Annotated in this window: 12 protein-coding genes; 11 read left to right on the top strand and 1 reads right to left on the bottom strand. The window is 33.0% G+C overall.

The window, feature by feature from the left end; all coding sequences use genetic code 11:
* Positions 1 to 13 precede the first annotated feature (13 nt).
* Positions 14 to 1,465 (bottom strand): aldehyde dehydrogenase, encoded by a 1,452-nt coding sequence (gene aldA, locus RWQ74_RS02105; protein WP_314396338.1) that lies wholly within the window; start codon positions 1,463 to 1,465, stop codon positions 14 to 16.
* 450 nt (positions 1,466 to 1,915) lie between these two features.
* Between aldA and gnd the strand changes: the two genes are divergently transcribed.
* From gnd to RWQ74_RS02050, 11 genes are all read left to right on the top strand, one after another.
* Positions 1,916 to 3,328 (top strand): decarboxylating NADP(+)-dependent phosphogluconate dehydrogenase, encoded by a 1,413-nt coding sequence (gene gnd / locus RWQ74_RS02100; RefSeq protein ID WP_314396336.1) that lies wholly within the window; start codon positions 1,916 to 1,918, stop codon positions 3,326 to 3,328.
* Positions 3,318 to 4,691, top strand: coding sequence for a glucose-6-phosphate dehydrogenase (gene zwf, locus RWQ74_RS02095; RefSeq protein WP_314396334.1), 1,374 nt, complete (start codon positions 3,318 to 3,320; stop codon positions 4,689 to 4,691). Before gnd ends, zwf begins: the two co-directional genes overlap by 11 nt.
* Before the next feature lie 277 nt (positions 4,692 to 4,968).
* On the top strand, positions 4,969 to 5,544 hold the full coding sequence (locus RWQ74_RS02090; RefSeq protein WP_314396332.1) for a carbonic anhydrase: 576 nt from the start codon (positions 4,969 to 4,971) through the stop codon (positions 5,542 to 5,544).
* Between the two features lie 12 nt (positions 5,545 to 5,556).
* Positions 5,557 to 6,519 carry an asparaginase gene (locus tag RWQ74_RS02085; protein WP_314396330.1) on the top strand — a complete coding sequence of 321 codons (963 nt, stop codon included), beginning with the start codon at positions 5,557 to 5,559 and terminating at the stop codon, positions 6,517 to 6,519.
* Between the two features lie 98 nt (positions 6,520 to 6,617).
* Complete coding sequence (locus RWQ74_RS02080) at positions 6,618 to 7,244, top strand: exonuclease SbcC (RefSeq protein WP_314396328.1); 627 nt, start codon at positions 6,618 to 6,620, stop codon at positions 7,242 to 7,244.
* Positions 7,245 to 7,415: 171 nt separating this feature from the next.
* Positions 7,416 to 8,462: a sugar-binding domain-containing protein gene (locus RWQ74_RS02075; RefSeq protein ID WP_314396326.1), complete on the top strand. Its 1,047-nt coding sequence runs from the start codon at positions 7,416 to 7,418 to the stop codon at positions 8,460 to 8,462.
* A gap of 13 nt (positions 8,463 to 8,475) precedes the next feature.
* The gene (gene gap / locus RWQ74_RS02070; protein WP_060913578.1) at positions 8,476 to 9,483 is read left to right on the top strand and encodes a type I glyceraldehyde-3-phosphate dehydrogenase; all 1,008 of its coding nucleotides are present in this window, start codon (positions 8,476 to 8,478) and stop codon (positions 9,481 to 9,483) included.
* 96 nt (positions 9,484 to 9,579) lie between these two features.
* Positions 9,580 to 10,776 carry a phosphoglycerate kinase gene (locus tag RWQ74_RS02065; protein ID WP_314396323.1) on the top strand — a complete coding sequence of 399 codons (1,197 nt, stop codon included), beginning with the start codon at positions 9,580 to 9,582 and terminating at the stop codon, positions 10,774 to 10,776.
* A 27-nt stretch (positions 10,777 to 10,803) separates the two neighbouring features.
* On the top strand, positions 10,804 to 11,568 hold the full coding sequence (tpiA, locus tag RWQ74_RS02060) for a triose-phosphate isomerase (protein ID WP_314396321.1): 765 nt from the start codon (positions 10,804 to 10,806) through the stop codon (positions 11,566 to 11,568).
* A gap of 65 nt (positions 11,569 to 11,633) precedes the next feature.
* Positions 11,634 to 12,950 (top strand): phosphopyruvate hydratase, encoded by a 1,317-nt coding sequence (gene eno, locus RWQ74_RS02055; RefSeq protein WP_314396319.1) that lies wholly within the window; start codon positions 11,634 to 11,636, stop codon positions 12,948 to 12,950.
* Between the two features lie 547 nt (positions 12,951 to 13,497).
* Complete coding sequence (locus RWQ74_RS02050) at positions 13,498 to 14,601, top strand: sn-glycerol-3-phosphate ABC transporter ATP-binding protein UgpC (protein WP_314396316.1); 1,104 nt, start codon at positions 13,498 to 13,500, stop codon at positions 14,599 to 14,601.
* Positions 14,602 to 14,641: the final 40 nt, after the last annotated feature.

Here is a 14,641-nt window from a genome sequence, read left to right as displayed (position 1 = left end):
GTTTTTTCAATTTTTATTCGTTATCTAATTGCATGTAAACAACTTGAGTTGTTAAGTATTCTTCTAAACCGTGTTTACCGTCCGCTCCACCGATACCAGATTTACGACGTCCAGCGTGGAATCCTTGCATTGCTTCGAAGTTTTCACGGTTGATGTATGTTTCACCAAATTTTAGACCGTTAACTGCTTTAAATGCAGTGTTAAGATTAGTAGTATATACTGATGAAGTTAATCCATATTCTGAATCATTAGCGTATTCTAATACTTCTTCTAAAGTTTTGAATGTAGCGATTGGAATTACAGGTCCAAATGTTTCTTCTCTCATGATATTCATATCATTTGTTACATCAGTTAAAACAGTAGGTCCATAGAAATATCCAACTTGGTTTTCATCGCGAGTTCCACCATAAGATAGAGTTGCACCTTGTTTTACTGCATAAGCAACTTTTTCAGCAACAGCGTCTACAGCACGTTTTTCGATAAGTGGTCCGTAATCTACGCCACCTTCTTTATTTGGATCACCGAATTTAACTTTATCAAGTTCAGAGAATAATAATTTTTCGAATTCAGCTTTAACATCTTCGTGTACATAAACTCTTTCCGCACAGTTACATACTTGACCAGAGTTAATTACACGAGAAGCAACGATTGCTTTAGCAGCAAGATTTAGATCTGCATCTTTAAATACGATAGCTGGTGCTTTTCCTCCAAGTTCTAGAGATACATTGGTAATGTTTTCGGCAGCAGCTTTCATAACTTCTTGTCCAGCAGTTAAGCTTCCTGTTAAACTTACTAAACCAACTTTAGGGTTAGAAGCTAATCTATTACCTACTGTAGCTCCTAATCCGTGAACTATATTAAGTATTCCTTTAGGTAGCCCCACCTCTATACAAATTTGACAAAAAATGTCAGCATTAATTGGTGTTAATTGACTAGGTTTAATAACAATTGAGTTACCAGTTAATAGAGCAGGTGCTGCTTTTCTAGCAATTAAGAAGAATGGGAAGTTCCATGGTAAGATACCAGTAGTTACTCCGTGAGGGCGTTTGAATAGGAAGATATGCTCGTCTTTTCTATCACTTTGGATAATTTCTCCTTCATATCTTCTAGCCCATTCAGCCATATAATCTAAGTAATCAGCAGTAAATAGTACTTCTACTTTTGCTAAATCAAAAGTTTTACCACCTTCGTTAACGATAGTTTGAGTAATTTCAGGTTCACGTTCACGAATACGCTCTGCAATTTTTCTTAGGTATGCGCCTCTTTCAACTGCTGGTAATTTTTCCCAGTCGCGTTGTGCAACTTCTGCGATATCAATTGCACGGTCTACATCTTCTCTAGTTGAAGAAGGTACTTTTGCGATTACTTCTTCAGTTGATGGATTTAGCACATCAAGATAATCATAATTCGAAATATTTTCAAATTCTCCATTGATAAAATTTTTTAAAACTTTAACTTCACTCATAGTATAAAACTCCTTTTTCTGTTTTTTCTAAAGTAAACGCTATCATTACTTTTTTATCATTATATATTATTGGGAAGAGTAAATCAAGTGTTTTATTTGTATTTTTTGATATATATTTGTATATTTAAACATAGTATTCTTGATTTTTATTAAAAAAATTATGTATATACAATTTTAATGTGAAGTAGTAATTTCAGGAAGTTTCAAAAAAATAAATCATCATAATAATCTGTAATATAGCAAATAAAACGCATACATTATAAATTAATAATAGTTGAATATATGGGAGAAAAAATTTTTATTTATCACAGATTTGTGATAAATTGTTTATTTAATGCATTAAGTAATTAAAGTAAATAATAGTAAAAAATTTTTTCAAGCAAAATTATTTCCATATTCAATATATTTAGTGGTATAATCTTATGTAAGAAACAATTAGGAGGTTCATCAATGAAACAGAACATAGGAGTTATTGGATTATCAGTAATGGGAAGTAACTTAGCCTTAAATATCGCGGACAATGGATTTAAAGTTGCGGTATTTAACAGAACAACAACAGTTGTTGATAAAATGCTAGAGGAGCACCCGCACAAAAATGTAGTAGGAAGATACTCACTGCAAGAACTAATTGACGGTCTAGAAAAACCTAGAAAAGTCGTTTTAATGGTTAAAGCAGGGTTTGCTGTTGACAGTTTAATAGAACAATTAACACCTCTATTAGAAAAAGGTGATATTATTATCGATGGAGGAAACTCATTCTTCAAAGATACTCAAAGAAGATACGACTTATTATTAGAAAAAGGAATCAACTACTTCGGTGTAGGTGTATCAGGAGGAGAAGAAGGTGCAAGATTTGGTCCTGCTTTAATGCCTGGTGGAGATGAGAAGGCGTATGAAGAAATTCGTCCAATTTTAGAAGCTATTGCTGCTAAAGTGAACGATGTTCCATGCTGTAGCTACACTTCAACTGGAGGAGCAGGTCACTATGTGAAAATGGTTCACAATGGAATTGAGTACGGAGATATGCAATTAATCTCTGAAGCTTACAAAGTTCTTAAGCACTTAGGTGGATTTACTAATGAAGAATTACAAGAAACTTTTGAAGAGTGGAATAAAGGTGAGTTAGAATCTTATCTAATTGAAATTACTGCAAATATCTTCAAAGTTAAAGAAGAAGATGGAAGCTACTTAGTAGATAAAATCTTAGATAAATCTCAACAAAAAGGTACAGGTAAATGGACTAACGAACAGGCTATTGATTTAGGAATTGATGTATCAGTAATTACAGCTGCCTTAAATGGAAGATATATGTCTAATCTTAAAGAAGAACGTGTTCGTGCTGAACAAGAATTCACTCGTAAACCTTATACGGTTGTAGAAGATAAAGAAAGATTAAAAAATATTGTGAAAGATGCATTATTTATTTCGAAAATTGTATCTTATGCACAAGGATTCAAATTATTACAAGCTGCTGAAAAAGAATATAGCTGGACTTTTGATTATTCACAAATTGCTAAAATTTTCCGCGGTGGATGTATTATTCAAGCGAAAATCTTACAAAACATTATCGAAGCATACCAAAATAATCCAAAATTAGAAAACTTAATTTTTGATCCATTCTTCAAAGAAGTAATCGAAACAAGACAAGATAGTTTACGTGAAGTTGCGGCATTAGCAATTACTAACAGATTACCACTAAGTGCTATGACATCTGCTATTTCATACTTAGATATCTACACTACAGCGAACAGTGGTGCTAACTTAATTCAAGCGCAACGTGACTATTTTGGAGCACATACTTTTGAAAGAACTGATAAAGAGGGAAGTTATCACTATGACTGGGTTGGAAACAATGGAAAATAAGACAGCTATAACACTTTTTGGGGGTACAGGAGACTTAACGTATAGAAAACTGTTACCTGCATTATATAACTTAAATGCATTAGGTAAATTAGCCGATGATTTTAAGATTGTTGTGATAGGTCGTAGAGCATACACACAATCAGATTATATTGATATTGCTCGTACTTGGGTTAAAGAATACGCTCGTACAAAATTTGATGATGAACAATTCGATGCATATGCTAAGAGAATTATTTATTTCAAAATGGATATGACAAACGAAGATGATTATGAAATGTTACAAAAGTTCTATACTGAACAAGGTATTCAAAATCATGTATATTACTTCGCAGTAGCACCTTCGTTCTTTATAACTATTACGAATGGACTTAAAAAACATTGTTCTGAAAATAATGCAAAGGTTATTATTGAGAAACCATTCGGAGAAGATTTAGAAAAAGCTGGATTACTAAATGATGAGCTAGCCAAATTCTTCGATGAAAATGAAATTTATCATATTGACCATTATTTAGGTAAAGAAATGATTCAAAACATTCTTTCTTTACGTTTTGAAAATATTATCTTTAAAGGTATTTGGAATAAAGATTTTGTTGAAAATGTTCAAATTACAGCGGCAGAAACAGTTGGGGTTGGAACAAGAGCGAGTTACTACGATAAGAGTGGGGCTTTAAAAGATATGGTTCAAAACCATTTATTACAAGTGTTATCGCTAGTAGCGATGGAAGAACCTAAAGAACCAGGAAGCCGTGGTATTCATGAAAGTCAATATAACCTTCTTGCTTCACTTAAACCGATTGAAGATGTTCATGAAAGTTTAGTAATGGGACAATATGAAGGGTATCTTCAAGAGGAGAATATCCCAGCTGATTCTAAGACAGAAACTTATGTAGCGCTAAAATTATTTGTAGATAATGAGCGTTGGCAAGGTGTTCCATTCTTTATAAGAACTGGTAAAAAACTAGAAAAAAGAGAAACTCAAGTAGTTGTTCAATTTAAAGCTGTTGGATCTTCTCCAGGTAATGTATTAATAATAAAAATTCAACCTGAAGAAGGTGTGTATTTCCAATTTAATGCTAAAAAGCCAGGAACTGAACAAGAATTACAACCTATTTCATTAGACTTCTGTCAAAGTTGTATTTTAGAAAATATAATAAATACTCCAGAAGCGTATGAAAGATTATTGGCTGCTTGCTTCAGAGAAGATAGAGCATTATTCTCGCAATGGAACCAAATCGTAGCTTCTTGGACATTTGTTAATGAACTAATTGCTAAATATGAAGAACAAGGTTCTCCATTATATACTTATGAACAAGGTTCAAAAGGTCCTGAAGAGGCTGACGAACTTGTTAATTGGGTTAAATAGATAATTAAATGTATTGTGTGAGTAAAATCATGCAATACATTTTTGCTATTTTAAAGATGAAATCTTAAGAGGGCTTGAATTATCTATGAAAGTAGAGTTGATTTTTTGCTAAAAAATTTTTAAAATTAGAATGTTATTTAGTGTGTATTTACATCATAAAAATTTGATAATACTAGGATAAATATCGTTTGATGAAATTGCAAAGTTTACGATATCAAATAAGTGTAGTATAATGAAAAGATGAATAAAAATAGAGAGTTTGAAAAGGAGCAATAAAATGAGACTTTTAGATTCAATGTTAGAATATAACGAATATTTTGTGAAATTTGAGGAATATCAAAAATATAAAACTGAAGATAAATACCCTGCTAAAAGAGTTGTAATGTTTACATGCATGGATACGAGATTAGTTGAACTTTCAACAAAATCTTTAAACTTGTCTTCTGGAGATGTAAAAGTAGTAAAAAACGCTGGGGCAATATTAACTCATCCATATGGTTCTATTATGAGGAGTTTAATAATAGCTGTCTATATGCTAAAGGCTGATGAAATTATCGTTATGGGACATCACGATTGTGGTATGCAAAATATTGATACAAGTTTAATTATGGAAAAAATGCAGAGTAGAGGTGTAGGTAAGGAAACTTTAGATATTTTGCAGTATTCAGGACTTGATTTGAGTTCGTGGTTACATGGTTTTGATGATGTTAATGAAAGTGTAGCTCATGACGTAAATATGATAACGAAACATCCATTGATTCCAAAAGATGTACCTGTTCATGGGTTAGTTATTAATCCCGAAAATGGAAAAGTAGAATTAGTAGTTAATGGCTATGATAATTTAAGAAAATAGGGGGGATTCAAGTTGAAAAAAATATTAATACTAAATACAGGCGGCACAATCTCTATGAGTGAAGATCAGAAAACTGGTAAGGTTGCTCCGACTGATAGTAATCCTATAGGTGCTGGTGGAAATATATTTTCTTATATTGGAGATTTGCACGTTGAAGACTTGTATCATCTAGCGTCACCGCAAATAACTCAAAATGAAATGTTAGGTATAAAAAATAGAATAGAAAAAGCTGTTCAAGAAGGTTATGACGGTGTAGTGGTAACGCACGGAACAGATACTCTTGAAGAAACAGCATATTATCTAGAGTTAACTCTAGATGTAAATATTCCAATAGTTGTAACTGGAGCTATGCGTTCAAGTAACGAAATAGGTGCAGATGGATTAGCAAATCTTAGAAGTTCGTTAGTAGTTGCTACTGATGATGAAAGTAGTGATAAAGGTGTTTTAGTAGTAATGAATGATGAAGTTCATACAGCGACGTATGTTACAAAAACGCATACAACTAATGTTGCCACATTTCAAACACCAACATTTGGTCCGATAGGCCTTGTTTCGAAAAATAATGTTATATATTTCCAAAAATTAATTAAAGAGGAACATTATCAGGTTACTAGCACAAAAAAAAGAGTATATTTACTAAAAGCATACGCTGGAATGGATGGGGAGTTAATTAATGCAGTAACTAAATTAGGAGCAGATGGATTAGTTATTGAGGCTTTAGGAGCAGGAAATCTACCACCAAAAACTGTTCCAGCTATTAGAAACTGTATTGAAATGAATATACCTGTAGTTTTTGTTTCGCGCGCCTTTAATGGAGTAACTCAAGATGTTTATGACTATGAGGGTGGAGGGAAAAGATTTCAACAAGATGGAGTTATTTTTACAACAGGACTGAGTGGTCAAAAAGCTAGAATAAAATTAATGATTTTATTAGAGGCGGGTATTCCGTTTTATAGGTTACGAGAGTTGTTTTAGTAATTTTTAGAATAGATACCAATATGCGTAGAAGGTTGAATATTTTTTGCAATTATGGTAGTATATTAAAAGATTAAAATTAGGATAGAGGTGTAAAATTGAAATTTAAATATCACAAGTCGTATCGTGGTTTTTATCTACTTGATGATAAAAAATTTAAACGACCATACCAAAAATTAAATCAAGAGAAAACATTAAAAAACTTAGGTGCTAAGTCTGAGTTTAATAAAAATGAAATATTAGATATAGATGATAAGTTAGTAGTCTTTGTTGATAAGAATGATAGTCAAGAAGCTAAGTCAAAATCAATAAAAGAACAAAAAAATAAGGAAAAAATAGAAGAAATAGACTTTGAAGTTTTAGAATTAAAGTACAAAATCCCGAGCCTTTTATTGGAAAAGTTATACAGCATTATTTCGGAAAATTCTAATAAAGCAGCTCACGATCTACAATCAGTATTGTCTGTATTAGAGAATATTACACTTGCTGATAGTTTATTTTCTTCGAAAGTTAAGAAAATCTTCTATTATAGTGATAGTGAATTAGAGAGCTTACTTGCTAGATACAATTTTGATAATATTAACGTCGCTGACTTGAAAAAGGATATTGAAGTAAATTATCCTAGTCAATACATCTCTGAATTACCAATAGATTACAAAGAATATGAAATGATATTTGTATTTTATTTCATAATCCAAATTGAATTACTAACAATCTTAAAATAAAAAATGAATTTTTTGATTAAAATCTTTCTGTAAGGACTTGATTTTTTGTTAAGTCTTTGCTATAATTTTAATCAGAAAGTTTATTTTTTTAAAACAAGATGGTCGAAAAACGACCTAACCGGACAAAAGGTGTCCACAAATAAATTTTCAATTCTATAGGGGAAACTTAAGATGGATATTTTACATTTGTTACATATGCAAAGTAGACTCGTACCTGAAATGTTTATGAAATTTAATAATAGATATGAACTGTTGGTTACAATTAAAGTTAATCAACCTGTTGGTCGAAAAACATTATTGAATTTTATCAATATGACAGAAAGGCAATTACGTACAGAATGTGAAGTTTTATCCAAGTTAGGGCTAATTACAAAAAATGCTACAGGAATGAGTGTTACTGAAAAAGGAGAAATCCTTCTTTTAGAGATAAAAGAAGCGGTTATAAACGATGTCTTTGCAAAAGAAAGAAGTTTTATAAAAAATCATTTTTCATTAAAACAAGTTCATATAGTAGCTGGTGACTTCGTGAATAATGAAGCTACTAGAGAAGAAATGACAAGCCTGCTGTTGGATAAGGTTAATGCTAAAATAACTAAAGATTGCGTAATTGGAGTCAGCGGAGGAAGTACAATGTACTACATAGCCGGCAAAGCTAATGCAACATTTGGTTATGGGAAAAATGTTACTATAACACCTATAAGAGGTGGCCTATCTGTCGTAGATACTGAGTATCAAGCAAATGATATAGCTTCTAAAATGGCTAAAAATTCAGGTCATGCATATCAATTGTTACATGCGCCAGATAATATAGGACAAAAAGCATTAGAGGAACTTGTAAAAGAACCTGTTGTAAAAAATGCACTTGATGTTATAGAAAAAACATCCATGATTATCCATAGTATAGGAAATGCTTTTGAAATGGCAGAAAGACGTAAGTCGTCTAAAGAAGTTTTAGAAGTGTTAAATGAGAAAAAAGCTGTTAGTGAATCGTTTGGAAGTTATTTCGATGAGAACGGCAGTGAGATATTTAAAACCTCTACTATAGGTATGAGTTTTAAAGATGTTAATGGCATTGATAATGTCTTTACGATAGTTGGTGGAGAGGCAAAAGCTGATGCGGTATACAGTTACTTAAATACTAATCCAGCGAATGCAACACTGATTATTGACGAGGCTATTTGCAAAAAAATAATAAAAAAAGTTAATAAAAATTTTTAGGAGGAACTAAAAAATGACAGTAAAAGTAGCAATTAACGGATTTGGACGTATTGGACGTCTAGCATTAAGAAGAATCCAAAACGTAGAAGGGATCGAAGTAGTAGCAATTAACGACTTAACACCAGTTGCTCAACTAGTTCACTTATTAAAATACGACACAACTCAAGGTCGTTTTGACGGAGAAGTATCTGCAGCAGAAGGAAGCATCGTAGTAAACGGTAAAGAAATTAAAGCTTTCGCTAATCCAAACCCAGCTGAATTACCATGGGGAGAATTAGGAGTAGACGTAGTATTAGAATGTACTGGTTTCTTCACTTCTAAAGAAAAAGCTGAAGCTCACATTAAAGCAGGAGCTAAAAAAGTTGTAATCTCTGCTCCAGGTGGAAACGACGTTAAAACTGTAGTTTACAACGTAAACCACGAAATCTTAGATGGAACTGAAACAGTTATCTCTGGTGCTTCATGTACTACTAACTGTTTAGCACCAATGGCTAAAGCATTACACGATAACTTCACAGTAGTTGAAGGATTAATGACAACTATCCACGGATACACTGGTGACCAAAATACACTAGATGCTCCACACCCTAAAGGAGACTTACGTCGTGCTCGTGCTGCAGCTGCTAACATCGTACCTAACACAACTGGTGCTGCTAAAGCAATCGGATTAGTAATCCCAGAATTAAGCGGTAAATTAGATGGTGCTGCTCAACGTGTACCTGTACCAACAGGATCATTAACTGAATTAGTAGCAGTAGTAGAAAAAACTGTTACAGCTGAAGAAGTTAACGCTGCTATGGAAGCTGCTTCTAACGAATCATTCGGTTACAACGTAGACCCAATCGTATCTTCTGATATCGTAGGAATTTCTTACGGATCATTATTCGATGCAACTCAAACAAAAGTTATCACTGTTGGTGACAAACAATTAGTTAAAGTTGTATCTTGGTACGACAACGAAATGTCTTACACTGCTCAATTAGTAAGAACATTAAAATACTTTGCAGGATTAATCAAATAATCTAATTAGGTAATAAATAAGAGTAGATAAGATATAAGTTGATTTTGACTTATATCTTGTCTCATATATTCCAAAAATATTTAAAAGGAGCTTTCCATGAAGAAATCTATTAAAGACTTAGGTAACTTACAAGGGAAAACTGTCTTAATGCGTGTTGATTTCAACGTGCCTTTAAAAGATGGTGTAATTACAAACGATAATCGTATTACTGCAGCATTACCAACTATTGAGTATGCTTTAAATCAAGGAGCTAAAGTAGTAGCGTTCTCTCACTTAGGACGTGTTAAAGAAGAAGCTGATAAAGCTTCAAAAAGTTTAGCGCCAGTTGCTAAAAGATTATCAGAACTATTAGGTAAAGAAGTGAAATTCGTAGCTGAAACTCGCGGAGCTGAATTAGAAGCAGCGGTTAAAGGGTTAAATGAAGGTGAAATCTTAATGTTCGAAAACACTCGTTTCGAAGATGTAGATGGTAAAAAAGAATCTAAAAATGATCCAGAACTTGCTAAATATTGGGCTTCTTTAGGTGATGTATATGTAAATGATGCATTCGGTACAGCTCACCGTGCTCATGCTTCAAACGTAGGTATTGCATCTAACATTGGTGAAGGAAACTCTGCTTCTGGATTCCTAGTAGATAAAGAAATTAAATTTATCGGTGGAGCAGTTGATAACCCAGAAAGACCACTTGTTGCAATCTTAGGTGGAGCAAAAGTTTCTGATAAAATTGCAGTAATTGAAAACTTATTAGATAAAGCTGATAAAGTAATCATCGGTGGAGGTATGGCTTATACTTTCATGAAAGCACAAGGTAAAGAAATCGGAATTTCACTTTGTGAAGATGATAAAGTTGAATACGCTCGTGAACTTATGGCAAAAGCTGGTGATAAATTAGTATTACCAATCGATACAGTTGTAGCTAAAGAGTTCTCAAATGATGCACCTAGCCGTGTTTCTGAAGGTGATATTCAACCTGATGAAGAAGGATTAGATATCGGTCCTAAATCTGTTGAATTATTCAAAAACACTCTTGAGGGAGCAAAAACTGTAATTTGGAACGGACCAATGGGTGTGTTCGAAATGCCAAACTTCGCAAAAGGTACAATTGGTGTATGTGAAGCTATCGCTCACTTAGAAGGAGCTACTACTATTATTGGTGGTGGAGATAGTGCAACAGCAGCTATTTCTTTAGGATATGCAGAAAAATTCTCACACATTTCTACAGGTGGGGGAGCTTCTCTAGAATACCTAGAAGGAAAAGTATTACCAGGAATTGATTCATTATCAAACAAATAATTTTTAAAACTCAAGGAGAGTAACATTATGTCAAGATTACCATTTATCGCAGGAAACTGGAAAATGAACAAAAACCCAGAAGAAACTAAAGCTTTTGTTGAAGCAATCGCTGGGAAATTACCATCAGCAGATAAAGTTGAAGCTGGTATTGCAGCTCCAGCTGTGGACTTAAGTGCATTACTTAGTGCTGCTGAAGGAACAGGATTAAAAGTTGCAGCTCAAAACTGTTACTTCGAAAATTCTGGAGCTTATACAGGTGAAACTTCACCAAAAGTATTAGCTGAAATGGGAGTTAATTATGTAGTAATCGGTCACTCAGAACGTCGTGAATATTTCCACGAAACAGATGAAGATATTAATAAAAAAGCAAAAGCTATTTTTGCAAATGGATTATTACCAATCATCTGCTGTGGTGAAACACTTGAAACTTATGAAGCAGGTAAAGCTGCTGAATTCGTAGGAGCTCAAGTAAAAGGAGCTTTAGCTAATTTAACGGCTGAACAAGTAGCATTATCAGTTATCGCTTATGAACCAATTTGGGCTATCGGAACTGGAAAATCAGCTACTAAAGAAGATGCACAAAAAATGTGTAAAGCTGTTCGTGATGTAGTTGAAGGACTATACGGAAAAGAAGTTGCTGAAAAAGTTCGTATCCAATATGGTGGTTCAGTAAAACCTGAAAACGTAAAAGAATACCTATCATGCCCAGACGTAGATGGAGCATTAGTAGGTGGAGCTGCTTTACAACCAGAATCATTCTTAGCTCTTTTAGAAGGCGGAAAATTAGATTAGGTTTAGCAATTTTTTAAAAATTGTAGTATAATAGAAATATAAATTAAACAACAAGGAGAAAATTAATGTTAGCAAAAACATTTGATATTATCGCAGAAGTATATGCAAGAGAAGTTTTAGATTCACGTGGTAACCCAACTGTAGAAGTTGAAGTAACAACTGAATCAGGAGCGTTTGGACGCGCACTAGTACCATCAGGAGCATCAACTGGACAATATGAAGCAGTTGAATTACGTGATGGAGACAAAGGTCGTTACTTAGGTAAAGGTGTAACTAAAGCTGTAACTAACGTTAATGAAGAAATTGCACCATTATTAGAAGGTAAATTCGACGTATTTGATCAAGTAGGAATTGACTACGCTATGATCGAATTAGATGGAACTGAAAACAAAGGACGTCTAGGAGCTAATGCTATCTTAGGTGTATCTTTAGCAGTAGCACACGCTGCAGCTGATTCTTTAGGAGTACCTCTATACAGATACTTAGGAGGAACTAACTCTAAAGAATTACCAACTCCAATGATGAACATCGTAAACGGTGGATCTCACTCAGATGCTCCAATCGCATTCCAAGAGTTCATGATTTTACCAGTAGGAGCACCTACATTTAAAGAAGCTTTACGTTGGGGAGCTGAAGTATTCCACAACTTAGCTAAATTATTACACAACCGTGGTTTATCTACTGCAGTAGGTGATGAAGGTGGATTCGCTCCAACATTCGAAGGAACAGAAGATGCAGTTGAAACTATTCTTTCTGCAATTAAAGCTGCTGGATTAGAACCAGGTAAAGATGTATTCTTAGGATTCGACTGTGCGTCATCTGAGTTCTACGAAAACGGAGTATACAACTACGCTAAATTCGAAGGTGAAGGTGGAGCAGTTCGTACTTCAGCAGAGCAAGTTGATTACTTAGAAGAATTAGTAAATAAATACCCAATCATCACTATCGAAGATGGTATGGATGAAAACGACTGGGAAGGATGGAAATTACTTACAGACCGTATCGGTGACCGTGTACAATTAGTAGGGGACGATTTATTCGTAACTAATACTAAAAAATTATCACAAGGTATCGCACAAGGTGTTGGTAACTCAATCCTAATTAAAGTTAACCAAATCGGTACTTTAACTGAAACTCTAAACGCTATCGAAATGGCTAAACGTGCTCGTTACACGGCTGTTATTTCTCACCGTTCAGGAGAGACTGAAGATTCAACAATCTCAGATATCGCAGTTGCTACTAACGCAGGACAAATTAAAACAGGTTCTCTTAGCCGTACAGACCGTATTGCTAAATACAACCAATTATTACGTATTGAAGATGAATTAGATGCAACTGCTGTATATCCAGGTGAACTTGCATTCTACAACATCAAACGATAATTTTAGAATAAGATAAATAAAAGAAGGTAAAAGTCTAAGGCTTTTGCCTTTTTTTTGTTTATAAAATTATAATTATAAAGATTAAAAAATAATGAAATATTTATTTTAATTAAGAAATATACTGTTTTAATTTATATTAATACTCTATCAACTGCTTTAAGAAGTTGAAAATAAAAGAATGTAAACTCTTACATTTAATATAAAAGCTATTATAATTTTTGAAAACTATTGAACATCCCTAATTTAAATAACTAGTAATACTTTTATAGGTGTTAATGCGTTAAATTTTAATGATATAAAATATAGAAATAACATTAAAGAATATAGTTTGTTAATGTTCGAATAAAAGCAAATAATGTTCGTTTTAGCTTTAAATATCTTATTATAGACCACAAGTAGTTTGATAAATGTTTAATTAAAATAAAAAAATAATGTGAATTTAGGAAGGTTAGAACATTAAATATTAAAAAATAATTCTTTACAAACGGTTTCATATGTGATAATATTTCTTTGACAAGATAAATATATGAATTTGTAGGAGGTTAATATGGCAAGTTTATCATTAAAAAAAATATATAAAAAATATGATAATGGCTTTTGTGCAGTAACAGATTTTAATTTAGAAGTAGCGGATAAAGAATTCGTTGTTTTCGTCGGTCCATCTGGATGCGGTAAATCTACTACGCTTAGGATGATTGCAGGATTGGAAGATATAACAGAAGGTGAATTCTACATAGGTGATAGATTAGTTAATGATGTTGAACCAAAAGATAGAGATATCGCCATGGTATTCCAAAGTTATGCATTATACCCTCACATGACAGTCTTTGATAACATGGCTTTCGCTTTGAAATTAAGAAAAGTTCCAAAAGAAGAAATCAAACAAAAAGTTGAAGAAGCTGCTAAAATACTTGGACTAGAAGAGTTATTAGATAGAAAACCTAAAGCGTTATCTGGAGGTCAAAGACAAAGGGTTGCATTAGGAAGAGCAATCGTAAGAAGTCCAAAAGTTTTCCTTATGGATGAACCGTTATCAAACTTAGATGCAAAATTAAGAAGTAATATGAGAGCGGAAATTATAAAAATTCATAACACATTAGGAGCTACAACAATCTATGTAACGCATGACCAAACAGAAGCTATGACAATGGCTGATAGAATTGTAGTAATGAAAAAAGGTGTGGTTCAACAAGTTGGTAGTCCAAAGGAAATTTACGATCACCCACAAAACTTATTTGTAGCTGGATTTATCGGGGCACCTACAATGAACTTCATGAGAGGTAAAGTTGTAGAAGGTAACTTTATTACAAAAGATGGAGGAAATATAGAAATTCCTCTGGGTCATTATGAAAAATTAAAAGAACTGGGATATGAAGGAAAAGAAGTTGTTTTAGGAATTAGACCTGAAAATATTTCAAATGATCCATTAGTATTAGAAACTTATTCACATGCGAAAATTACATCAAAAGTAATAGTAGCAGAGCTATTAGGTTCTGAATATATAGTTCACACTGATTTAAGCGGAGAAAGTATCAAAGCGATTGTACACTCAAGACAAAATATTAAAATGGGTGATGAACTAACATTTGCTTTAGATATGAATAGAGCACATTACTTTGATGTAGATACAGAACTTAGTATCTTAGAATAATTTAGATAAGACGTCAAATTTTTAAAATATATATAAAACA

Origin of the sequence: uncultured Gemella sp. (assembly GCF_963525165.1) — a bacterium.
In the GTDB taxonomy this organism is placed as follows: Bacteria; Bacillota; Bacilli; order Staphylococcales; family Gemellaceae; genus Gemella.
The sequence above is the reverse complement of the archived record's forward strand: the minus strand, read 5'-3'. Positions and strand labels throughout refer to the sequence as shown.